Source organism: Bacillus sp. WC2507, from assembly GCF_052656125.1.
Window position 1 is genome coordinate 1,143,450 of record NZ_JBQXPN010000001.1, and the last position, 21,912, is coordinate 1,165,361.

At 35.7% G+C, this 21,912-nt stretch carries 24 protein-coding genes and 2 other annotated features; of the genes, 18 read left to right on the forward strand and 6 right to left on the reverse strand.

Annotation, left to right across the window (positions count from 1 at the left end; all coding sequences use genetic code 11):
* Positions 1 to 36 precede the first annotated feature (36 nt).
* The 14 genes from ytaF to ACUN28_RS06235 all read left to right on the forward strand — a co-directional run bounded on the left by ytaF (position 37) and on the right by ACUN28_RS06235 (position 13,546).
* The gene (gene ytaF / locus ACUN28_RS06170; protein WP_000281744.1) at positions 37 to 669 is read left to right on the forward strand and encodes a sporulation membrane protein YtaF; all 633 of its coding nucleotides are present in this window, start codon (positions 37 to 39) and stop codon (positions 667 to 669) included.
* A gap of 53 nt (positions 670 to 722) precedes the next feature.
* On the forward strand, positions 723 to 1,325 hold the full coding sequence (gene coaE / locus ACUN28_RS06175; RefSeq protein ID WP_016086010.1) for a dephospho-CoA kinase: 603 nt from the start codon (positions 723 to 725) through the stop codon (positions 1,323 to 1,325).
* Positions 1,326 to 1,434: 109 nt separating this feature from the next.
* Complete coding sequence (locus tag ACUN28_RS06180) at positions 1,435 to 2,463, forward strand: glyceraldehyde-3-phosphate dehydrogenase (protein ID WP_000198979.1); 1,029 nt, start codon at positions 1,435 to 1,437, stop codon at positions 2,461 to 2,463.
* A 387-nt stretch (positions 2,464 to 2,850) separates the two neighbouring features.
* Positions 2,851 to 3,234, forward strand: a complete 384-nt coding sequence (gene speD, locus ACUN28_RS06185) for an adenosylmethionine decarboxylase (RefSeq protein WP_002003660.1) — start codon at positions 2,851 to 2,853, stop codon at positions 3,232 to 3,234.
* 284 nt (positions 3,235 to 3,518) lie between these two features.
* Positions 3,519 to 3,980 carry a transcriptional regulator NrdR gene (gene nrdR, locus ACUN28_RS06190; RefSeq protein WP_001203687.1) on the forward strand — a complete coding sequence of 154 codons (462 nt, stop codon included), beginning with the start codon at positions 3,519 to 3,521 and terminating at the stop codon, positions 3,978 to 3,980.
* A 151-nt stretch (positions 3,981 to 4,131) separates the two neighbouring features.
* Positions 4,132 to 5,538, forward strand: a complete 1,407-nt coding sequence (locus ACUN28_RS06195; protein ID WP_016135430.1) for a replication initiation and membrane attachment family protein — start codon at positions 4,132 to 4,134, stop codon at positions 5,536 to 5,538.
* Between the two features lie 33 nt (positions 5,539 to 5,571).
* Positions 5,572 to 6,510, forward strand: a complete 939-nt coding sequence (gene dnaI / locus ACUN28_RS06200; RefSeq protein WP_016086012.1) for a primosomal protein DnaI — start codon at positions 5,572 to 5,574, stop codon at positions 6,508 to 6,510.
* A 277-nt stretch (positions 6,511 to 6,787) separates the two neighbouring features.
* On the forward strand, positions 6,788 to 7,669 hold the full coding sequence (gene ytxC / locus ACUN28_RS06205) for a putative sporulation protein YtxC (protein WP_016136839.1): 882 nt from the start codon (positions 6,788 to 6,790) through the stop codon (positions 7,667 to 7,669).
* Positions 7,670 to 7,700: 31 nt separating this feature from the next.
* Positions 7,701 to 7,929, forward strand: a binding site (T-box leader).
* 48 nt (positions 7,930 to 7,977) lie between these two features.
* Entirely contained in the window at positions 7,978 to 9,915 is a 1,938-nt protein-coding gene (thrS, locus tag ACUN28_RS06210; RefSeq protein WP_000786076.1) for a threonine--tRNA ligase, read from the forward strand.
* Between the two features lie 210 nt (positions 9,916 to 10,125).
* Positions 10,126 to 10,246: a sequence feature (ribosomal protein L20 leader region), on the forward strand.
* Between the two features lie 62 nt (positions 10,247 to 10,308).
* On the forward strand, positions 10,309 to 10,815 hold the full coding sequence (gene infC / locus ACUN28_RS06215; protein ID WP_170959974.1) for a translation initiation factor IF-3: 507 nt from the start codon (positions 10,309 to 10,311) through the stop codon (positions 10,813 to 10,815).
* Positions 10,816 to 10,833: 18 nt separating this feature from the next.
* A complete protein-coding gene (gene rpmI, locus ACUN28_RS06220) occupies positions 10,834 to 11,034 on the forward strand; it encodes a 50S ribosomal protein L35 (protein WP_001125946.1) in 201 nt (66 codons plus the stop codon).
* Between the two features lie 37 nt (positions 11,035 to 11,071).
* Complete coding sequence (rplT, locus tag ACUN28_RS06225) at positions 11,072 to 11,428, forward strand: 50S ribosomal protein L20 (protein WP_001138362.1); 357 nt, start codon at positions 11,072 to 11,074, stop codon at positions 11,426 to 11,428.
* 470 nt (positions 11,429 to 11,898) lie between these two features.
* Positions 11,899 to 12,390, forward strand: a complete 492-nt coding sequence (locus ACUN28_RS06230; protein WP_000365057.1) for a dUTP diphosphatase — start codon at positions 11,899 to 11,901, stop codon at positions 12,388 to 12,390.
* 70 nt (positions 12,391 to 12,460) lie between these two features.
* Positions 12,461 to 13,546 carry a M42 family metallopeptidase gene (locus tag ACUN28_RS06235; RefSeq protein ID WP_016086015.1) on the forward strand — a complete coding sequence of 362 codons (1,086 nt, stop codon included), beginning with the start codon at positions 12,461 to 12,463 and terminating at the stop codon, positions 13,544 to 13,546.
* Between the two features lie 40 nt (positions 13,547 to 13,586).
* Here the strand turns inward: ACUN28_RS06235 and ACUN28_RS06240 are convergent, their stop codons facing one another.
* A complete protein-coding gene (locus ACUN28_RS06240; RefSeq protein WP_000023656.1) occupies positions 13,587 to 14,204 on the reverse strand; it encodes a TetR/AcrR family transcriptional regulator in 618 nt (205 codons plus the stop codon).
* A 297-nt stretch (positions 14,205 to 14,501) separates the two neighbouring features.
* On the opposite strand from ACUN28_RS06240, the gene ACUN28_RS06245 reads away from it, so the two are divergent.
* Positions 14,502 to 15,155 carry an HlyD family secretion protein gene (locus ACUN28_RS06245; RefSeq protein ID WP_016086016.1) on the forward strand — a complete coding sequence of 218 codons (654 nt, stop codon included), beginning with the start codon at positions 14,502 to 14,504 and terminating at the stop codon, positions 15,153 to 15,155.
* Between the two features lie 12 nt (positions 15,156 to 15,167).
* Positions 15,168 to 16,967, forward strand: a complete 1,800-nt coding sequence (locus tag ACUN28_RS06250; RefSeq protein WP_016136838.1) for a DHA2 family efflux MFS transporter permease subunit — start codon at positions 15,168 to 15,170, stop codon at positions 16,965 to 16,967.
* A 39-nt stretch (positions 16,968 to 17,006) separates the two neighbouring features.
* Here ACUN28_RS06250 and ACUN28_RS06255 read toward each other — a convergent pair whose 3' ends face one another.
* Positions 17,007 to 17,384, reverse strand: coding sequence for a hypothetical protein (locus ACUN28_RS06255; RefSeq protein WP_016136837.1), 378 nt, complete (start codon positions 17,382 to 17,384; stop codon positions 17,007 to 17,009).
* Positions 17,385 to 17,529: 145 nt separating this feature from the next.
* On the opposite strand from ACUN28_RS06255, the gene ACUN28_RS06260 reads away from it, so the two are divergent.
* Together ACUN28_RS06260 and ACUN28_RS06265 are read left to right on the forward strand one after the other, a co-directional pair.
* Positions 17,530 to 18,072, forward strand: a complete 543-nt coding sequence (locus ACUN28_RS06260; protein WP_016135429.1) for a sigma-70 family RNA polymerase sigma factor — start codon at positions 17,530 to 17,532, stop codon at positions 18,070 to 18,072.
* Positions 18,073 to 18,093: 21 nt separating this feature from the next.
* Positions 18,094 to 19,119 carry a DUF4179 domain-containing protein gene (locus ACUN28_RS06265; RefSeq protein ID WP_016136836.1) on the forward strand — a complete coding sequence of 342 codons (1,026 nt, stop codon included), beginning with the start codon at positions 18,094 to 18,096 and terminating at the stop codon, positions 19,117 to 19,119.
* A 27-nt stretch (positions 19,120 to 19,146) separates the two neighbouring features.
* Here ACUN28_RS06265 and ACUN28_RS06270 read toward each other — a convergent pair whose 3' ends face one another.
* From ACUN28_RS06270 to sspI, 4 genes are all read right to left on the reverse strand, one after another.
* Positions 19,147 to 19,821, reverse strand: a complete 675-nt coding sequence (locus ACUN28_RS06270) for a CPBP family intramembrane glutamic endopeptidase (RefSeq protein WP_016136835.1) — start codon at positions 19,819 to 19,821, stop codon at positions 19,147 to 19,149.
* A 247-nt stretch (positions 19,822 to 20,068) separates the two neighbouring features.
* Entirely contained in the window at positions 20,069 to 20,782 is a 714-nt protein-coding gene (locus tag ACUN28_RS06275; protein ID WP_016086022.1) for a CPBP family intramembrane glutamic endopeptidase, read from the reverse strand.
* Between the two features lie 139 nt (positions 20,783 to 20,921).
* Entirely contained in the window at positions 20,922 to 21,479 is a 558-nt protein-coding gene (locus tag ACUN28_RS06280) for an HD domain-containing protein (RefSeq protein ID WP_016086023.1), read from the reverse strand.
* A 176-nt stretch (positions 21,480 to 21,655) separates the two neighbouring features.
* A complete protein-coding gene (gene sspI / locus ACUN28_RS06285) occupies positions 21,656 to 21,865 on the reverse strand; it encodes a small acid-soluble spore protein SspI (RefSeq protein ID WP_000009509.1) in 210 nt (69 codons plus the stop codon).
* Positions 21,866 to 21,912 lie beyond the last annotated feature (47 nt).

The following is a 21,912-nucleotide window of genomic DNA, read 5'->3' on the forward strand; positions in this document are numbered from 1 at the left end:
ATACAGCAGAGCTATGTATAAGGGAGGAGCTTACCGATGTACCTTTATTTATCTCTTATTTTATTAGCTTTTACATTAAGCTTAGATAGCTGTAGTGTAGGGCTAACATATGGTTTAAGAAGCGTAAGAATTCCACTAAGATCAATTATAATTATCGGAATGTGTTCAGCGGCTGTTATGCTTGTTTCAATGGGAATTGGACATATGATCGCGAAAGTATTTTCACCTGTTATCGCAACGCGTATCGGTGGGCTTGTTCTTATTGGAATAGGAATTTGGGTATTATACCAATTTTTTCGAAGTGAAAAAAAAGAAGAACCGAAGCAAGAGGAGAAGGTTTGGAAATTAGAAATTGCTTCACTCGGGCTAGTGATTCAAATTTTACGGAAACCGACTGTTGCAGATTTTGATAAATCAGGTACCATTTCTGCAGGAGAAGCATTGCTTCTTGGTATCGCTCTTTCTGTAGATTCGTTCGGTGCTGGAATTGGTGCATCTTTATTAGGATATGCACCCGCTATGATGGCGATATTAGTTGCGGTTATGAGTTCTTTGTTTTTATTTATTGGAATGAAACTTGGAACGGTTTTATCAAATATGAAATGGTTACAAAAATTTACATTCCTGCCTGGGGTATTACTCATTATTATTGGAATTTGGAAAATGTAAGTATGGGCGTGGAACATTAGTTTCGCGCCTTTTATATTGTGAGGAGGATTATGATGACAGTAGTAATTGGATTAACGGGAGGCATTGCAAGTGGAAAAAGTACAGTGTCTCAAATGTTTCGTGAACTGAGTATACCAGTTATTGATGCAGATATTATTGCGCGAGAAGTTGTAGAACGAGGAAAACCAGCATATAACAAAATTGTAGAAGTGTTTGGAACGGAAGTATTACAAGAAGATGGAGAACTGGATCGTCCAAAATTAGGAAGTGTCGTTTTCTATAATGAAGAAAAACGATTGCAGTTAAACAAAATTGTTCATCCTGCAGTGCGTGAAGAAATGAATAGGCAAAAGGAAATGTACATAAAAGAAGGTGCGCAAGCGGTTGTTTTAGATATTCCTCTCTTATTTGAAAGTAAATTAACAAGTCTCGTTGACCGCGTTTTAGTTGTAGCAGTTAAGTCGCATACGCAATTAGAACGTTTAATGAAACGAAATAATTTTTCGGAAGAAGAAGCAACAGCTCGTATTCAATCTCAGATGCCATTAGAAGAAAAAGTGAAAAATGCAGATGAAGTGATAAATAATGATGGCACAATTATGGGAACGAAAACACAATTACAGGTGATTTTAAAGAATTGGAACATTATTGACTAAAAAATTGTGAAATTAATGAAAATGCTTAGTGACATATCCCCTTTTTGTGTTATACTATTATTGGGATTGGAGATAAATAGTATAACGCATTCAAGGGGGATAACATATTATGACTCGTGTGGCAATTAATGGATTTGGACGTATTGGGAGAATGGTATTTCGTCAGGCAATAAAAGAAAGCGCATTCGAAATTGTAGCAATCAATGCAAGCTATCCATCTGAAACGTTAGCACATTTAATTAAATATGATACAGTTCACGGCAAGTTTGACGGAACAGTAGAAGCATTTGAAGATCACTTATTAGTTGATGGGAAAATGATTCGCCTTTTAAACAACCGCGATCCAAAGGAATTGCCTTGGACAGATTTAGGTGTTGAAGTTGTAATTGAAGCAACTGGTAAATTTAATTCAAAAGAAAAAGCAATTCTTCATGTTGAAGCTGGAGCGAAAAAAGTTATTTTAACAGCGCCTGGTAAGAATGAAGATGTAACAATTGTAGTTGGTGTGAACGAAGACCAATTAGATATTACAAAACATACTGTTATTTCAAATGCATCTTGTACAACAAACTGTTTAGCGCCTGTTGTTAAGGTGTTAGATGAGCAGTTTGGCATTGAAAACGGTTTAATGACAACTGTTCACGCTTATACAAATGACCAAAAAAATATTGATAACCCACATAAAGATTTAAGAAGAGCACGTGCTTGCGGACAATCAATCATTCCGACAACGACAGGTGCCGCGAAAGCGCTTGCAAAAGTTCTTCCGCACTTAAACGGAAAACTTCATGGTATGGCACTTCGTGTACCAACACCAAACGTGTCTCTTGTTGACTTAGTAGTAGATGTAAAACGTGATGTGACAGTTGAAGCTATTAATGAAGCATTCAAAACTGTTGCAAACGGTGCGTTAAAAGGTATTGTAGAATTCAGTGAAGAACCTTTAGTATCTATTGACTTTAATACAAATACACACTCAGCTATTATTGATGGTTTATCTACAATGGTAATGGGTGATCGTAAAGTGAAAGTACTTGCTTGGTATGATAACGAGTGGGGCTACTCTCGTCGTGTTGTAGATCTTGTAACGCTAGTTGTTGAAGAATTAGCGAAACAAGAAAATGTGCAACATATTTAAGTGAATAAGGGAGAGGGCAAGGGAATATTTGCCCTCTTTTTTTATTTTTTTCTGAAAAGGAAAAAAATTATATAAGTATATTTTTGAAAGTGGACATACCACGAAACGTTGTGATTACTGTATTTGTGAATCGTTTATTTTTTTTAGGGAAAAGTAAAGAGGAAAATATGACAGAAAATCGAAAAAACTGTTGTTGCAAAATGAAAATAAACAAAGTATACTAACACTCGTAAACTTAAGAGCTGAGGTACGTAGTCACTACTTAAAGGGTTAGGACCTCTCTGGACTAACTTTCCCCCGTGGTAGTGGAGCAAGCCAAATTGCAAATTAGTTTTCAATTCGAACAGTTAGAATAAATTTACAAGGGGGAACTGTAGAATGGATACTATGGATACGATGGGTCGTCACGTGATCGCTGAACTTTGGGATTGCGATTTCGACAAGCTTAATGACATGCCGTATATTGAACAATTATTTGTGGATGCAGCACTAAGAGCTGGTGCTGAAGTGCGTGAGGTTGCTTTCCATAAATTTGCACCACAAGGTGTAAGTGGAGTAGTAATTATCTCGGAATCACATTTAACAATTCATAGCTTTCCGGAGCACGGTTACGCAAGTATTGATGTTTATACTTGTGGGGATCGTATTGATCCAAATGTTGCTGCAGAATATATTGCAGAAGGTTTAAACGCGAAAACGCGTGAGAGCATCGAGCTTCCTCGAGGCACTGGTAGCTTCGAAATTAAGCAGAGAGAAACAAAAGCTCTTTAAAAAAGAACATAATTGATTTAAAATGTAAAGAGGTGTATAATGCACCTCTTTTTTAGTTTATAAAAAAGGAAACATATAACGTACTCGTTAGTGAGATAAATTGAGCTCTTACGAATAAGTTATCACCCCATCTACCATCTTATTTTTAAAAACGAGATGTTAAAGTAATGTGCTGAAACTTAAAGTGGTAAGAGAGTTAGAATGAGTTATATAATACTGTATATATATTGTAGATGAAGTAAGTAGAGAAAAAATAAAGAGTATAGTGTAAAGGAGTGAATATATTGCGTTGTCCATCCTGTTCTCATAATGGTACAAGAGTGTTAGATTCGCGTCCGGTAGACGAGGGGCGCTCTATTCGAAGAAGGAGAGAGTGTGAAAGTTGTTTAAGTCGCTTTACGACATTTGAAAGAGTAGAAGAATCACCTCTTATCGTTGTAAAAAAAGAAGGCACACGAGAAGAGTTTAATAAAGAAAAGATTTTGCGCGGCTTAATTAAAGCGTGCGAAAAAAGACCAGTATCTTTAAGGCAATTAGAAGAAGTAACTCAAAGTGTGGAACGTGAACTTCGTAATTTAGGTATATCAGAAGTGAAAAGTGATATGATTGGTGAAATTGTTATGGAAGAACTGCGTGATATCGACGATGTTGCTTACGTACGTTTTGCTTCTGTATATCGCCAATTTAAAGATTTAAATGTATTTATTGAAGAATTAAAAGATATACTGCAAAAAGAAAGAGAATAGAAGCTGTATTTTATTCTCTTACATACCGTAAGTAATGAGATAAGAGAGCTAGAAGCGAAAGCTAATAGCTCTTTTTCGCTAAGAAATTATATAATGAAGATAGAACGAATGAAGTAGAGTATAGATTGGATGAGAGAAAGGAAAAGCAAGAATGGAAAAACAGTCATGGATGGAGCTATTGCCAATTGATCGTTATAAAGTAAGTGCGAAAGGGTTACTGCATAATTACGACCGAAAAGTATTAACGATGTTGTATCAGCCGTTAATAGGTAGTAGAGCTTTTAGCTTGTACATGACGCTATGGGGAGAGTTAGAGCAAGATCGTGTATTTGGAAAAGAGAATACACATCATTCCCTTATGGTGACCATGCAAATGCAGCTTCCTGAAATATATGAGGAACGAGTAAAGTTAGAGGCAATTGGGCTTTTAAAAGTATATATTAAGAAAGAAAAAGATATTCGAATGTTTATATACGAGCTGCAACCACCTTTATCTCCAAAGCAATTTTTTGATGATATTGTGTTAAGTATCTTTTTATACAATCGATTGAGCCGGACAAAATATAATCAAGTAAAGCAATATTTCTTAGAAGAAGAATTTGATTTTGCTTCTTATGAGAATGTTACGCGTTCTTTCAATGATGTGTTTGGTTCGTTTAATCCAGGACAGCTTGAGCATGCGCAAGAGGACCTTCGTATTCCAAAAACGACAGTGATGCCAAGTAACAAGAAGGGAGACGCTCCAAAAGTTTGGAATGATTTCTTTGATTTCTCCTTATTTGTAGATGGTTTGTCCGCTCTTGTCCCTAAAAAGGCGATTACAGATCAAGTGCGAGAATGTGTCATTACACTCGCTTACGTGTATGATGTAGATGTGTTATCGATGCAAAATATCGTTCTTGGTGCGGTGACAGAGATGCAGACAATTGATATCGAAAGGCTTAGAAAAGGAGCACGTGATTGGTATCAGTTCGAAAATGGTCAAGCGTTACCTGTATTAAGTGAAAGAGTACAGCCTCATGCTGCACGTGTGATGAAAGAGAAAGAGCCTTCTACACAAGAAGAGATGTTAATGCAACAGTTAGAGGAAATCTCACCAAAACAACTATTGAAAGAAATTTCTGGTGGTGCAGAGGCGACGAAGGCTGACTTGCAAATCGTTGAAGATGTAATGATCAATCAAAAGTTAACGCCAGGTGTTGTGAATGTACTTATTTATTACGTTATGCTACGCTCAGATATGAAACTTGCGAAAACGTATGTGGAGAAGATTGCTGGGCATTGGGCACGTAAAAAGGTCGGTACAGTAGCTGAAGCAATGGCGTTAGCGAAAGAAGAAAATCGTCAATATCAAGAATGGGCTGAGACGAAGAAAAAAGGCCGTACCTCGAGGAAAACAGTGCGAAAAGAAATGGTGCCAGATTGGCTGAAAGAAGAGCCGAAAGAACAAGAGAAAGAAACAGTGAAGAAAGATGTAAATAAGAAAAAAGATGCAAGTACGTTAGATGATGAACGAAAACGACTAGAAGAAGTGTTGAAAAAATATAAGCGTGATTAATAGAAGAGAATGAACGCTCTTTGAGGTGAGAAAATGGAGCATATTCAAAATTCATTTGCAAAGTTAATGGAAAATAAAAATTTTAAAAATAGATATGAAGTATTAAAGGCGGAAGTAATGGCACATCCGCGTGTGAAAGAATTTATAGACGAACATAAAGGTGAAGTAACAACTTCTATGATTGAGCGCAGCCTTGTGAAGTTATACGAATATATTGGACAAAGTGTAGGTTGTGCGGATTGTCCGGATCTAGGTTCGTGTAAAAACATGCTGCAAGGATATGAGCCAAAGCTCGTTATTCAAGGGAAGATGATTGATATTCAATACGATCGTTGCGTTAGAAAAGTAGCATATGACGAGAGAAAGAAATATGAAAAACTCGTTCAAAGTGTATATATGCCAACTGACATTTTACAAGCGACGATGGAAAACTTAGACCCTTCAGATTTAGATGCACGTATTGATGCAATTGGTGCAGCTAATGAATTTTTAAGTACATATGAACCTGGTAAAAAAGTGCAAGGTTTGTATTTGTACGGTAAATTTGGTGTAGGGAAAACGTATTTGTTAGGAGCAATTGCGAATGAGCTTGCTCAAAAGAAAATAAGTTCGATGCTCGTATACTTCCCTGAATTTCTACGTGAAATTAAAAGTTCGATTCAAGATAATTCGATTGGGGAAAAGATTGATGCAGTGAAACGCGTACAAGTTTTAATGTTAGATGATATTGGAGCAGAAGCGATGTCAAGCTTTGTGCGTGATGATGTGCTTGGCGCAATTTTGCAATTCCGTATGTTAGAAAACTTACCGACGTTCTTTACGTCTAACTTTGATTTCAAGGAATTGGAACATCATTTAACGTATACACAACGTGGTGAAGCAGAACAAATGAAAGCAGCACGTATTATGGAACGAATTAAATATTTAGCGAAACCAATTCCAATTGGCGGGAAAAACCGACGTCATAAGTAAAAGAGCAAGCTGAGAAGCTTGCTCTTTTTTCGTTTTGAACACTTTTCAGACTAGGTGAATTGTAAAACGAAAAGTTCTTATGGAAAATTCATTGTAGCTTGTATCATTTTTTTCTCCCTCCCTTAATATATATAAAATTAGCAAGCCATATCGAGTGGATTTTCTAGCGATAAGAACTGTAATTCTACTAAGAGTGAACTTCCACGGGACGGACTCTTATAGGATTTGTAACGTATAGATACAGTCCTTTAGAGCAGGGATAAAAGGGGGGACAAGAGTGATTGAAATTTGCTTCGAAGAAAAAAATGATGCTATGCATGTATATAGACAGCTACTGAAAAGAGCGGAACTGTTATATAAGGAAACGAGTGTATATTTACAGGAACAAAAGATTGTAATTCATATACCAGTATGTGAATCGAATTATATTGAAAAGATTTTATTGCCAGTAATGGTATATTTCATTGTGAATGTAAAGCAAAACGAGTGGATTTATACAATCTTAAAAGAAAAGTTTTTTTATGAAGAAGAGGAAGAGTGTCATCAAATATTGCATATGGCACAAGAGATATTAAAGGGAAGAAGAAAAGGGGTTGCTCGTGAATTAACACGTCATGCATTCGAATCATATATTAAGTCTTCTTTAAATAATTGGCTTTGTGATCCGCTTTCGTTCTCGTTTTCATCATATGTTCGTTTTCGTCTTCGTACATATAGGGAAATGGTAGCTAAGATTGCTGAAGTGGCGATTGATGAGTATAAGTTGGAACAAGAATATCAAATGTTTATTGAGACGCTCCGGCAACAAGTACGTAGCCGAAAATCACGGTTGTCCAGTGTGCATCTTATTTTTGATGAAAGTTTTATTTTCTATGATGATAAAGGTAGACGTTTAAAACAAGAGAAATTGGTTCAATATATAGATGAAGACTTATTAAAGCAAAAGGATGTATATATTGATACGAAAGTAATTGCACCACTTCTTTCTATTTCGCCGAAAAAAATTTATTTATATACGAAAGAACAAGACCATAATATGATTATTACTTTGCGAAATGTATTTCAAGAGCGGGTACAATTACATGGATTACATGAGTTTGAGCGCAATGTGAAAAAATTAAAAAATAAAGGTAACGCCCTTGATTTTCTAAGTTTTTGAGCATATAATTACCTACATAAATGAAATATATTGAAATGTCATGATGAGGACATGAGTAGTTTTCTACGATTTTCAGAGAGGGAAGCCTTAGGGTGTGAGCTTCCTAGTACGGGATTATTACTTACCACCTCTAAACTTTAGCAGTGAACGGTTTTTCTAGTAATTGCTAACGGACAACACCGTTATGTTGAACTTGAGCAATTAACAATAAGGTTAATTGGAACAAGGGTGGAACCACGAATTCAACACTCGTCCCTTTTTACGGGATGAGTGTTTTTTATTTTGAAAAAAAAGAGGAGTGACCAGTGATGGCAGATGTAGTTAAAATTACTTTCCCTGATGGAGCTGTGAAGGAGTTTCCAAAAGGCGTAACAACTGAAGAAATCGCAGCTTCTATTAGCCCAGGCTTAAAGAAAAAAGCTGTGGCTGGAAAATTAAACGATGAGATGATTGATCTTGTTACACCAATCGAAGAAGATGGTGCAGTTTCTATTATTACATTAGATTCTGAAGATGGCTTATACATTTTACGCCATTCAACAGCCCACCTATTAGCACAAGCATTAAAACGTTTATATAAAGATGTTAAGCTTGAGCTTGGCATTGGTCCAGTAATTGAAAATGGCTTCTACTACGATATCGATATGGAAGAAGCAATTACGGTTGAAGACTTCAAGAAAATCGAAAAAGAAATGCAAAAAATTGTGAACGAGAACTTAGAAATCGTTCGTCATGAAGTACCACGTGCAGAAGCACTTCGTCGCTTTGAAGAAATCGGCGATGAGTTAAAATTAGATTTAATTAACGATCTTCCAGAAGATGCAGTTATTTCAATCTATGAGCAAGGCGAATTCTTCGACCTTTGCCGTGGTGTTCACCTTCCGTCTACAGGGAAAATTAAAGTATTTAAATTATTAAGCGTTGCGGGTGCTTACTGGCGCGGCGATAGCAATAATAAAATGCTACAACGTATTTACGGTACTGCATTCGTTAAGAAAGCAGAATTAGATGAGCACTTACGTATGCTTGAAGAAGCGAAAGAGCGCGATCACCGTAAATTAGGTAAAGAATTAAAACTATTTACTAATAGCCAAAAAGTAGGGCAAGGTTTACCACTTTGGTTACCAAAAGGTGCAACAATTCGCCGTATTATCGAGCGTTACATCGTTGATAAAGAAGCTAGCTTAGGCTATGATCACGTATACACTCCAGTACTAGGAAGCAGAGAGCTTTATGAAACTTCTGGTCACTGGAATCACTACCGTGATGGTATGTTCCCATCAATGGAAATGGATAATGAAGAATTAGTTCTTCGTCCAATGAACTGCCCTCACCACATGATGGTTTATAAAAACGATATTCACAGCTACCGTGAATTACCAATCCGTATTGCGGAACTTGGGACAATGCACCGCTATGAAATGTCAGGTGCGTTATCTGGATTACAACGTGTACGTGGAATGACTTTAAACGATGCACACATTTTTGTTCGCCCAGATCAAATTAAAGAAGAGTTAAAACGTGTTGTAAACTTAACTCTAGAAGTGTACAAAGATTTCGGTTTAGAGAACTACTCATTCCGTCTATCTTATCGTGACCCAGCAGACACTAAAAAGTATTATGCTGATGACGAGATGTGGGAAAAAGCACAAGGTATGTTAAAAGAAGCTATGGATGAAATGGGTCTTGATTACTATGAAGCTGAAGGTGAAGCGGCATTCTACGGTCCAAAACTTGACGTTCAAGTTCGTACTGCTCTTGGAAAAGACGAAACACTTTCAACTGTACAATTAGACTTCTTACTTCCAGAACGCTTTGAATTAGCTTACGTTGGTGAAGACGGTAAACAACATCGTCCAGTTGTAATTCACCGTGGTGTTGTATCAACTATGGAACGTTTCGTAGCCTTCTTAATTGAAGAATACAAAGGTGCATTCCCAACTTGGTTAGCTCCAGTTCAAGCACAAGTAATTCCAGTTTCTCCGCAAGTACATTTAGACTATGCGAAGAAAGTGCAAGATGAATTACGCCGTGCTGGTATCCGTGTTGAATTAGATACTCGTGAAGAGAAAATTGGTTACAAAATTCGTGAAGCACAAATGCAAAAAATTCCGTACATGCTTGTAGTAGGTGACAATGAAGTAACTGAAAACGGCGTAAACGTACGTAAATATGGTGAACAAAAATCAGAAACAATCGCATTAGATGCTTTTGTTGATATGATTAAAGTAGAAGGAAAACGATAAGAAATTGCCGCGGGATACCGCGGCTTTTCTATGTAATGTAGGTAAGGCGAATTAGAAAAAATAACCATGTAACACTTATCGTAAAAAAGTATTGCAAGTATGTTAGTTGTTTGTTACAATATTTCTTGTTGTTAGTAAAACACATTGCGTCTTCTTGACAGACGTCATGTCCTATGATAAACTCATCAAGGATAATAGAATATTGTTTTGTGGAACAAGTAGAAGCACCCGCTTCTCACCTGATGGACGCATTCGCAGTTTACAGGTAAATGTATTTCTTACTTAAGATTTTACAAGTGTGGGTGTCGTATGCCCGCACTTTTTTTGTCGGGTTCTATGACTACAAAATATGTTCTGAAAAAACCTTGGAGGTGGCTTACTATTAGCAAGGATATGATGATTAACGAGCAAATTCGTGCACGTGAAGTACGTTTAGTTGGTGCAAATGGCGATCAACTTGGAATCAAGTCTCGTAATGACGCTTTAGACTTAGCTGCAAATCTTAATCTTGATTTAGTATTAGTTGCTCCAAATGCGAAACCGCCAGTATGCCGCATTATGGACTACGGTAAATTCCGCTTTGAGCAACAGAAGAAAGAAAAAGAACAGCGCAAAAATCAAAAAGTAATTAGCATGAAAGAAGTTCGTTTAAGTCCAACAATTGATGAACACGACTTTAACACAAAACTTCGTAATGCTATCAAGTTTTTAGAGAAAGGCGACAAGGTTAAAGCGTCAATTCGCTTTAAAGGACGTGCCATTACTCATAAAGAAATCGGTCAACGTGTTTTAGATCGCTTCTCAGAAGCTTGTGCTGAAGTTAGTACAATTGAATCTAAGCCTAAAATGGAAGGACGTAGTATGTTCTTAGTTTTAGCACCGAAAAACGATAAGCAATAGATAGAGGAGGAAATACCTATGCCTAAACAAAAAACTCATCGCGGCTCTGCAAAGCGTTTCAAAAAGACTGGATCAGGTAAACTGAAACGTTCTCACGCTTACACAAGCCATTTATTCGCTAACAAATCTACAAAAGCTAAACGTAAACTACGTAAAGCTGGTGTAGTAAGCGCTGGTGACTTCAAACGCATTCGTCAAATGCTTGACAACTTAAAATAAGTTCGGCTGATATATAGAACAATTAGGAGGTAATATTATGCCAAGAGTAAAAGGTGGTACAGTTACTCGTCAACGTCGTAAAAAAGTAATTAAATTAGCAAAAGGTTACTACGGTTCAAAAAATACATTATTCAAGGTTGCTAACCAACAGGTTATGAAATCTCTAATGTATGCATTCCGTGACCGCCGTCAAAAGAAACGTGACTTCCGTAAATTATGGATCACACGTATCAACGCAGCAGCTCGTATGAATGGTCTTTCTTACAGCCGCTTAATGCACGGTCTTAAAAATGCTGGCATCGAAGTTAACCGCAAGATGCTTGCTGACTTAGCTGTTCATGACGAAAAAGCTTTCGCTGAATTAGCAACAGTTGCAAAAAACAACATTAACTAATTAATTAGTTGAAACCTTAGAAGATTTTTCTTCTAAGGTTTTTTTATTTGTATGCAAAGAGAGGTATGTCGTTACTGATATGACAAAATCAATCTAAAAGCTATAGCAATATAGAAGAATATATATATGAAGTCAGGAGAATCCTCCTGGCTTTTTTTAATTCTACCCCTTTGGAAAGAAGAGTATCTTTCCTACCTGAAACGACACTGCTATAATGGAAAGATGATATGGAACTTTCATCAGATAAAATAAAATTTTTATTAGTGGGCACTCCCCCGATAATGATTAACTATCACCAATCGGAGTGAACAATCTAATCGTGATGATTGAAACGTATTTGTAAATTAAGGACAAGCTATTTTGTAAAGAGATAAATGGCTGACTTATTAATAAGAAATGAAAAATAATAATGAACTTTGAGATGAAACAACATTGTTGCGTAAAATGCGATGTTGGAGGAGGACAATAGAATGGACTTACTACAACTATTTAAATTACAAAAAGAATTAGATGACCGTATTGTGAAAGAGCATGACTTACAACCGAAAAAGTTGTTAAAAGAAAAGATGTTAGCTCTTCTTGTGGAAATTGGAGAACTTGCAAACGAAACACGTTGTTTTAAATATTGGAGCAACAAACCAGCATCAGAACGTGAAGTAATCTTAGAAGAATACGTAGATGGTTTGCATTTTATTTTATCCATCGGAATTGATTTAGGTATTGATAAAAACTTCCTATTCTATAAATGTGCACAGACGAATAAAACACAAGTGGAAATTTTCTTAGACACATATGCAAAAGTAATTCGTTTTACAGATCAACCATCTATTACGAACTATATTGAATTATTTACAAGCTACCTTCGACTTGGACAAGCGCTTGAGTTTGAGCAAGAAGAGATTGAGAAGGCATATTTAGATAAAAATGAAGTAAATCATCAGCGTCAAACACAAGGATACTGATTTAATTTTTGAATATTTCAATTTAATTATTGTATAATGAAGTGACTGAAGAAAAAGGAGGGTGTTGGCAATGACAAAATTAGACACGACATTGACAATGCTAAAAGAATTAACAGATGCACGTGGTATTGCTGGTAACGAGCGTGAACCACGTGAAGTAATGAAGAAATATATCGAGCCGTTTGCAGACGAACTTTCTACTGATAATTTAGGGAGTTTAGTTGCAAAAAAAGTAGGGGAAGAAAACGGCCCGAAAATTATGGTTGCAGGTCATTTAGATGAAGTTGGCTTTATGATTACGCAAATTGATGACAAAGGTTTCCTTCGTTTCCAAACAGTTGGTGGCTGGTGGTCACAAGTTATGCTTGCGCAGCGCGTGACAATTGTAACGCGTAAAGGAGATGTAACAGGTGTAATTGGTTCAAAACCACCGCACATTTTACCTCCAGAAGCACGTAAAAAGCCAGTTGATATTAAGGACATGTTCATCGATATTGGTGCTTCTAGCCAAGAAGAAGCGATGGAGTGGGGCGTACGACCAGGAGATCAAGTTGTACCTTACTTTGAATTCCAAGTGATGAAGAATGAAAAAATGTTACTTGCAAAAGCATGGGATAACCGAATTGGTTGTGCAATTGCAATTGACGTATTAAAACAATTAAAAGATGAAAAGCATCCAAACGTTGTATATGGCGTAGGGACTGTACAAGAAGAAGTCGGTCTTCGTGGCGCGAAAACATCTGCAAACTATATTAAACCAGATATCGCATTCGCAGTAGATGTTGGTATCGCTGGTGACACACCTGGTGTAACGGCAAAAGAAGCGCAAAGTAAAATGGGTGATGGACCACAGATTATTTTATATGATGCGTCTGTTATTGGTCATACTGGTTTACGTGACTTTGTAGTTGATGTTGCTGACGAATTAGAAATTCCGTATCAATATGATTCAGTAGCGGGCGGAGGAACGGATGCAGGTGCAATTCACATTGCTGTAAATGGTATTCCGTCTATGGCAATTACAATTGCAACGCGCTACATTCATTCTCATGCGGCAATGTTACACCGTGATGACTATGAAAATGCAGTGAAGTTAATTGTAGAAGTTATTAAACGTCTTGATAAAGAGGCTGTACATAACATTACATTTAATTAATAGAAAAAGCGAAGGAGCCTCTCCTTCGCTTTTTTATGTTTTAAAAAGGTCTCTCTAATCCAGCGGCAGTATGAGCTCCTAAAATAATTAAACGAGTTAATTGCATGGCCATAAAATGCGGGGTATAAATCATCCCTCTTTTTAACCAGGACATAATCATCCCGATATGAGCTCCTGTCACATAACTAATTAAAATATCACGAGGAACCATAAGGTCTTTATCATCTGGCTGTGAAATAGATAAGCTTAGTGTTAAATGAGTTTGGATTGTTTTCATCATTTTATAAGAGTAGTTCCCGGCTGCCTTATCGCCAAGCATAACGTTATAGAAGTTCACATTTTCTGCAATATGTTCGAATAAAGCTAAAAAGGTTGGATTTGGTGAATCAAATGTAAGTTGAAACTCTTCTTTATTTCTATTTTTTGGTTTAATAACTTCTGTTAATTTCTCTAACATTTCTTCGATGCTTTTGTCTAATAGATCATATTTATCATGGTAATGGCTATAAAACGTAGCGCGGTTTACAGGAGCACGTTCTGCGATATGTTGAACAGTTACATCGTCAAATCCTTTTTCGCCTACTAAAGCGACAAAAGCATCCTGTATGAGTTGTCTCGTCCGCTTTACACGTGGATCATTTGTATTTTTAATAGACATTTTTACTTCTCCTCGTTTAATTTTCTATACTTAAACAACATATTGATATTATATTGTTGTTTAAGCAACATTTCATATGGAAATTGTCGGTTGTAGATTCAAAATAATTATTTATAATTATAAACGATAGTCCTTCAGAAATCAGCACCGCTCGCAGGTAGACATATTTTCGTTTACGCTGTAAATGGTGTGATTTTTTTGTTTAAAGGTTAATATAATTAACAATTAAACAGTCTAAACAATAAGGACGTAAATAGTTTAGAAAAAAATTATATGCGATATAAGGAGAGGAATGCAATGAATCAGTTTCGAAGAATGGTAATTATCAACATTATCACATTAATTGTACTAGTTGGCGGCGGTATTGGCGGTTATTACTATTACAACCAAACGGAAAATTACTTAAAAACAGACAATGCAAAAATTGATGGAAAGGTAATTCCGATTGCTTCACCAGTAGCGGGTAAATTAACGGACTGGAAAGCTGAAGTAGGAAAAAACTACAATGAGAACGATAAATTAGGTGCTGTTACTGTAGCGGCAGCTAATGGAGAACAAACAGTAGATGTAACAATTCCGCAAAATGCAACAGTTGTACAATCAAACGCGACGACAAATGCTTTTGTTGGAGCAGGTAGCCCGATTGCTTACGCATTCGATATGAACAATTTATGGGTAACAGCAAACATTGAAGAAACAGTGATTGACGATGTTCAAAAAGGTCAAACAGTAGATGTATATGTAGATGCATACCCAGATACAACGTTAACAGGGAAAGTAGAACAAGTTGGATTAACAACAGCAAATACATTCTCAATGTTACCATCAAGTAACGCAACAGCGAACTATACAAAAGTAAAGCAAGTTGTACCAGTTAAAATTTCTTTAGATCATAGTAAGTCAGTAAATATTGTTCCTGGAATGAATGTGTCAGTTCGTATTCATAAGTAAGGGGGAGATGAGATGTCCTCAATTGCAATTGTAGGATATGCACTATTTTGTATAATCGTCTTCTTCCTTGTAAATCGTCTTTTACGAAAGAAAAAAACGAACGTGGGAGAAGAACAAGTCCCAGCCGTAAGTAAAATAGAAGTAAGTAAAGAAGAAACAGAAGAGAAAGAAAATGAACGAAAGCAAGAAGTAGAAATTTCTAATGTAGTTGAGTTAGAAACAAGCAAGCAAGAAGAAACAAAAGAAGTAAAAGAAATGCCGAAAAAACAAACGTCTATGCCGATAGAGAATGTAAATGTAAAAGCAGTTGTAACAGTATTAATTCTCGGTATGTTCGTTTCTATTTTAAACCAAACGATCATTAACGTTGCATTACCTCCGTTAATGAATGAATTTAACGTATCAACGTCAACGGCGCAATGGTTAATTACAGGATTCATGCTTGTAAATGGTATTTTAGTACCGATTAGTGCCTTTTTAGTTTCACGATTTACGTATCGTAAATTATTTGTAGCAGCAATGTTATTCTTTACTGTAGGATCTATCATTTGTGCTACATCAGGAAACTTTACAATGATGATGACAGGTCGTATTATTCAAGCGGTCGGTGCAGGTATTTTAATGCCAGTTGGTATGAACATCTTCATGACGTTATTCCCGCCTCATAAGCGCGGGGCAGCGATGGGATTACTAGGCGTTGCGATGATTTTAGCACCAGCTATCGGACCAACTGTAACGGGCTGGGTTATTGAAAACTATAGCTGGAACTTAATGTTCTACGGAATGTTTGTAATTGGTTTAATTATTACGTTCTTATCTTTAAAATTCTTTACACTTGCTCAGCCAGTGTCTAATACAAAATTAGATGTATTTGGTGTGATTAGTTCAAGTATTGGACTAGGTAGCTTACTGTATGGATTTAGTGAAGCTGGAAATAATAGTTGGACTAGTGCCGAAGTTGTTATTTCACTTGTTATCGGTGTAATTGGTTTAGCGTTATTTATTTGGAGAGAATTAACAACGGACAATAAAATGCTTGATTTACAAGTATTTAAATATCCAGTATTTACTTTCACTTTAGTAATTAACGCAATCGTTACGATGGCATTATTCGGAGGCATGTTATTGCTTCCGGTATATCTGCAAAACATTCGCGGTTTCACACCGATAGAATCAGGTCTATTATTACTTCCAGGATCATTAATTATGGGGATTATGGGACCTATTGCAGGTAAACTATTTGATAAGTATGGTATTCGTCCGTTAGCAATTGTCGGATTAGCCATTACAACATTTGCGACATATGAATTCACAACGTTATCGATGGATACACCGTATAGCGTTATTATGACGGATTATATTATACGTTCGATTGGTATGTCATTCATTATGATGCCAATTATGACAGCTGGTATGAACGCACTGCCGATGAAATTAATTTCTCACGGTACAGCAACGCAAAATACGTCAAGACAAGTAGCTGGTTCAATTGGAACGGCGATATTAATTACACTTATGACGCAACAAACGACTGCTCACGTAGCAGATTACGGCAACATGTTAACAACATCAAATCCAATTTTAGTTGATAAAGTACACGGCATGGGGCAAAGCTTAGCGGCCTTAGCTGGATCAGCGCAAGCAGGAGATGCGATGAGCACGCAACTATTATATGGGCAAATTTCAAAACTATCTGCAATTAACGGTATTAACGATGCCTTCTTAATTGCGACGATATTAGCAGGGATTGCTTGGGTGTTATCGTTCTTCTTACCATCAGGCAATAAAACAAATAAAAAAGCAGGGAATTAATTTCCCTGCTTTTTTGTGCTTTTTATAAAAGGAATTCAACTAAATATAGAATGAATCCTCTGCAGAAATGAGTCCCCAAAAAATAACCCCTAATATTCCTGCAATAAAAATAATGAATCCCATATTGCGTATACTTTTAATTTTTGCTTTTAACCCAATGAATCCCGCTAATAATCCAGTTAAAGAAAAAAGGATCCAGTATAGAGAAGTTGGAATAGGAAGGATTGTATCACCATTAATCCCCATGCTCCAAAAAACATAAGGTAGCAAGGTAAAGGATAGGCTGAGTATCCCTGTTAAACAAATGAGCAATTTGCGATGTTTAATTCCTGCAATAATTAAAAAAATACCGCCAAAAAGCCCACATAGAGTAAGAAGTGGTACATAGAAAATCCAAAGTAAGCTCAAAACGTGCATATATACTCTCCCTCTAGTTAATGAGTTATATTTTACTGCATAAGGTTTATTTTGGATATTATTAATGAATATGTATAAATTGATAGAAATGAGTAGTACCGATACGAATTAATAGATGTAGAGTAAGTTAGAGAGGAGGGGGCTCGTGAAAATTACAGAAGAGAACGTTGTGAATCAGCTAAGGAAAAGGAACGAAAAAGCATTATATTTTATTATCGACCAGTACGGCGGACTTATAAAAAGTATTATTCAGAAGCATTTAGCTTCGTTCGAAGATGTGCAAGAGGAATGTATGGATGATGTGTTATTGGCGATTTGGAATCATATTGAAAAGTATGATGAAGAGAAAAATACTTTAAAAAATTGGATTGCGGCTATTACAAAATATAAATCTATCGATTATGCGAGGAAATATGCGAAAACAGTAAATGAAAAAGGATTGGATCAAATAGGTGAAATAGCGATGCATACCGATACGACTAAAAATGAAATTAGTAATGATATGGAACATATATTAGATCATTTAAAGAAGAACGATAAAGAAATCTTTATGAAGCATTACGTGGAAGAAGATAGTGTAGAAAATATTGCAGAGAAAATGGGAGTGAAAACTTCTTTTATATACAATCGTCTATCGAGAGGACGGAAGAAGTTGAGGGCATTATTTTTACATAACCGGATGAAATAAATAAGAGAAGAGGTGAAGGAAATGAAAGATCCATATGAAATGTTAAATGATATAAAAATGGATGAGAATGAATATGAAGAGATTAACTTAACTCATATAGAGAAACAGAAAATGAAAAAGCGAATTCGTAAAAAAATAAAAAAGAACAGAGCTCATACGAAACGGAATGTAGCGATTATAACATCTGCTGCGGCATTATTTATCATAATGATGACTGTAGATATGAGAAGAATGATTGCAGATATACCGTTAATCGGAAGTAAAATGGAAGACTACGTAAACAGTAGAGGCGAACCTTTAAAAGAGTATAAAACGACAATAGGACAAACAGTTTATGATAACGGTGTAGAAGTACGGTTAGATGAAGTGATGATAGATGAAGGGCAGATTATTGTTAATAGTACGTTTAAGTCTAGTCGAATCAATTTAGAGGGTTCTTATCCTAGTCCTGATATTTATATAAATGGAAAACAGTTAAATGGCAGTGGTAGTGGTGGAGACAAGAAAATAAATGAGTACACGTATACATTTTTCTCAAATATAGATTTAAAAGATGATGAAATGAATCCTCTAGAAATTCGTGGAGAATGTGATGTACAAGTTGTATATAGGGATATTTCTTTAAAAGAAGGCAATTCGACATGGAAAGGAGAATGGGGCTTTTCCTTCAAAGCGTCTGGAGACAAAATAAAAGCTGAAACGAAAACAATCCCAATCCATAAGCATTTTAAATTAGAAAATGGTCAAAAAATAGAAGTGGAAGATTTAAAAGTTTCTCCTATATCTGCGAAGTTGAACTATAAGATGTTGAATGGAACAAAATTAGAGGTGAAATTTATCGCGAAAGATCAAGATGGAAAAGAGTTAATACCACATTCAGGCCTTACACTATCGAAAAATAGTTATTGGCGATTTGAAAAACTAGAAGATAGTGTAAAGAAAATTGTTCTGACGCCTGTTCTAACTTCTGGTGAAGAGGGAGAAAAGAAAACGAATTATCGAAAAGTGTTAACGGAAGAAGAGTTTGAAGTTGTGATAAAAGAGTGAAAAGAGGTATCGCGATGATACCTCTTTTTATCCTAAAAAGGCTAACATATTATTCATAATATGAAGTAATATAGCTGGAATAATGGATTTTGTTTTTTTACATAAAATGGCCATAAATAGACCCATGATGAACATACTAAACATCACACCAGTTGAGTATATATGACCTATTCCGAAGAGGAAGCTAGATCCAAGTGCTGCAATCCAAAAGGGGAAGCGCTGTTGTAGGAAGTGAAGAATAATACCGCGGACTATAAGTTCTTCAAAAATAGGTACAAGTATAGCGCCACCTATTAGCAATAACAGTTTGTATTGTTTTAACATTTCTAGGTCTAAAGCGGATGACTGTTCTTTTACCGCATCAGGAAAAATATTATTAATTATAAATGTATCATTAACGATATGTAGTCCGTAAAAAAGGATGATATAGATGTATGTGCTTACTTTTTTTAATGCTGTAAAGTTTAGTGTTGGGACAATTAAATTTCTTAACGGTTTATATGCATAAATTAAAATTAATAAAATGCACAATACAAATAAATGCCTTCCAAAAGTAGTAAGTGATTTTGCTAAAGTAATTTGTTTTGGATCAGTTAGACCTTCTGTATAAATAACGGTAGGAAGGCCTATAAAGAGATTGGCTAGAAATCCTGTTCCCCAAATCGCGAAAACAAGCGAAAATAGAAATTGTGAGAGTGACATAGAGTGCTTTTGTGGGTAAGTTAGTTGCGTGGCTTGTATAATAGTGAATCACCTATCCTTGTTGATTTAATAGTTATATATAAAGATTATAGAATATTTATACAAAAAAGTCATCATTGTAGTAAAAATGATATTTTGAAGCTAATATTTACAGACCTTAATAATTTTACATTGATGTTCTGTGCAAACGGAAGAGTTTGAGGTTGTGATAAAAGAATAAAAAGAGGTATCGCGATGATACCTCTTTCTAACTCAAGAATGCCAACATATTATTCATAATATGAAATAACATAGCTGGAATAATGGATTTTGTTTTTTTACATAAAATGGCCATTAATAATCCCATGAAGAAAGTAATGACCATTACTCCAAGTGAGTATGTATGAGCGATACCGAAGAAGAAGCTTGTTAAGATCGCTGCAATCCAAAATGGAAAGCGCTCTGAGAAGAAGCGAAGTATAAAGCCACGGAAAATAAGTTCTTCAAAAATTGGTGTAAGTATAGCGAAACCGAGAAGTAATAATATTTGATACTGCTTAAAAACGTCTAAGTTTAGTGCGGAAGATTGCTGCTTTGTTGCGTCTTGGAACATATAATTTAATAAGATGTAATTGAGTAAAATGTTTATAGCGAAGAAAAGAAGTAAGTATACGTATGTACGCCATTCTTTCAGTGCTTTAAAGTTAAATGATTTTAGTAGTAATTTTTTTGCGGGTTCGAATTTAAAAATGAAGAATAACAACACGGCTAGTTGTAATACGATACTTGCGGTATTTACGATAGATTCATACAGGGCAATTTGTTTTTTATCTGTAAGACCTGCTGTATAAATTGTTAAGGGCATTGCGAGGAACACAGTAATAAGTCCGGTTCCGAAAAAAGCGAATAAAACGGAGCTAATAAATTGTCCCCATGACATAGAGTATTTCTGTTCATTAGAAAGTTGTGTAGCGGGTTGCATATGTAGAATCACCTCTTTAAATTTATATATTTAATTATAAAGTATTTCGTTTTCGGGTGTAATGTTTAAATATTACATACAAAGGTGTATTTTCCATAAAATAATAAAAGAGGTATCACCCTATAGTGATGCCTCTTTCTTATTGATAACTATGTTCTGCCTTATTGTTCGATTTCGATTGCTCTATTTGCAATTCACGCTCTACCAATCGATCTAACTGCTGAATCGCTTTTAGTGCTTTTTCATAAGAAATTGTTCTATAATGGTGCGCTCCGCCCGGTTCTTCATCTGCTTCGTCTGCCCATTTAATAATGTTTTGAAGAGATGTTCTTTCAATTTCTTGTTGTATTAAGAAAGAATCTGTATGAAGAAGAATTGCAATAGAAATTTCTTTTGCTAGTTTCGGATGTTCTCCTAATCTAATAAGCAATTTATGAGCTCTTTCTGCTCCTTTAATTGCGTGTATATCATTCTTTTTATATAAGTCATAGTCCCATTCGCCGCCTGTGTACCACGTATGATGTCCGATATCATGAAGGAAACCGGCTTTTGTCGCAGCATCGACTGAGGCGTGATGCTTTTTAGCTAAGTGAAACGCATGGTAAGCGACAGCAATCGCGTGGACCATCCCAGAACGATTTACGTATTTTTGTGTAATATGGTGTTTGAAAATTTGTTCAAGCGTAATACGGTGCATAAAACATTCACTCCTTTAATCTAATGGTGTATATGAAGAAAAATCGATCGGTTTAAATGTATTTTGAACATTGTACTCCATCGGGGTAGCGTTAGTAAAGTAGAAATGTTTAGGAGAAGAAAAAAATTTTCGTAAAAAAATCACCTTGGCTTATGCGAAGGTGATTTTCAAATTGCTTATTTTTTTAATCCTTGCTCTAGCGTTTCTAACATTTCGTGCTTTTCATTTTCATCAGCGTTTTTCCAAATGACTTCGAATAAAACACCAAGACCTGGCAGCATTTTTTCTTCACCGCTTTGAATTGCATCGACAATCGTTTCTTGTAATTGGTCTTGTGAATTTCCGGATACATTCGCTAATACAGCACCACGTAAATTAAAACTCATAGCTCTCACCTCTTCTTCAGAATTGAAACTGACGTTAGTTTTTGTTC

Coding starts and splice junctions, on each gene's coding strand:
- dnaI (WP_016086012.1), top strand. CDS start 5,572: ATGGAGCATATTCAAAATTCATTTGCAAAGTTAATGGAAAATAAAAAT.
- infC (WP_170959974.1), top strand. CDS start 10,309: ATGATGATTAACGAGCAAATTCGTGCACGTGAAGTACGTTTAGTTGGT.
- ACUN28_RS06275 (WP_016086022.1), bottom strand. CDS start 20,782: ATGCAACCCGCTACACAACTTTCTAATGAACAGAAATACTCTATGTCA.
- ACUN28_RS06195 (WP_016135430.1), top strand. CDS start 4,132: ATGGAAAAACAGTCATGGATGGAGCTATTGCCAATTGATCGTTATAAA.
- ytaF (WP_000281744.1), top strand. CDS start 37: ATGTACCTTTATTTATCTCTTATTTTATTAGCTTTTACATTAAGCTTA.
- ACUN28_RS06180 (WP_000198979.1), top strand. CDS start 1,435: ATGACTCGTGTGGCAATTAATGGATTTGGACGTATTGGGAGAATGGTA.
- ACUN28_RS06235 (WP_016086015.1), top strand. CDS start 12,461: ATGACAAAATTAGACACGACATTGACAATGCTAAAAGAATTAACAGAT.
- ACUN28_RS06255 (WP_016136837.1), bottom strand. CDS start 17,384: ATGCACGTTTTGAGCTTACTTTGGATTTTCTATGTACCACTTCTTACT.
- ACUN28_RS06230 (WP_000365057.1), top strand. CDS start 11,899: ATGGACTTACTACAACTATTTAAATTACAAAAAGAATTAGATGACCGT.
- ACUN28_RS06250 (WP_016136838.1), top strand. CDS start 15,168: ATGTCCTCAATTGCAATTGTAGGATATGCACTATTTTGTATAATCGTC.
- ACUN28_RS06280 (WP_016086023.1), bottom strand. CDS start 21,479: ATGCACCGTATTACGCTTGAACAAATTTTCAAACACCATATTACACAA.
- rplT (WP_001138362.1), top strand. CDS start 11,072: ATGCCAAGAGTAAAAGGTGGTACAGTTACTCGTCAACGTCGTAAAAAA.
- ACUN28_RS06245 (WP_016086016.1), top strand. CDS start 14,502: ATGAATCAGTTTCGAAGAATGGTAATTATCAACATTATCACATTAATT.
- speD (WP_002003660.1), top strand. CDS start 2,851: ATGGATACGATGGGTCGTCACGTGATCGCTGAACTTTGGGATTGCGAT.
- coaE (WP_016086010.1), top strand. CDS start 723: ATGACAGTAGTAATTGGATTAACGGGAGGCATTGCAAGTGGAAAAAGT.
- ACUN28_RS06270 (WP_016136835.1), bottom strand. CDS start 19,821: ATGTCACTCTCACAATTTCTATTTTCGCTTGTTTTCGCGATTTGGGGA.
- rpmI (WP_001125946.1), top strand. CDS start 10,834: ATGCCTAAACAAAAAACTCATCGCGGCTCTGCAAAGCGTTTCAAAAAG.
- ACUN28_RS06265 (WP_016136836.1), top strand. CDS start 18,094: ATGAAAGATCCATATGAAATGTTAAATGATATAAAAATGGATGAGAAT.
- sspI (WP_000009509.1), bottom strand. CDS start 21,865: ATGAGTTTTAATTTACGTGGTGCTGTATTAGCGAATGTATCCGGAAAT.
- ACUN28_RS06240 (WP_000023656.1), bottom strand. CDS start 14,204: ATGTCTATTAAAAATACAAATGATCCACGTGTAAAGCGGACGAGACAA.
- thrS (WP_000786076.1), top strand. CDS start 7,978: ATGGCAGATGTAGTTAAAATTACTTTCCCTGATGGAGCTGTGAAGGAG.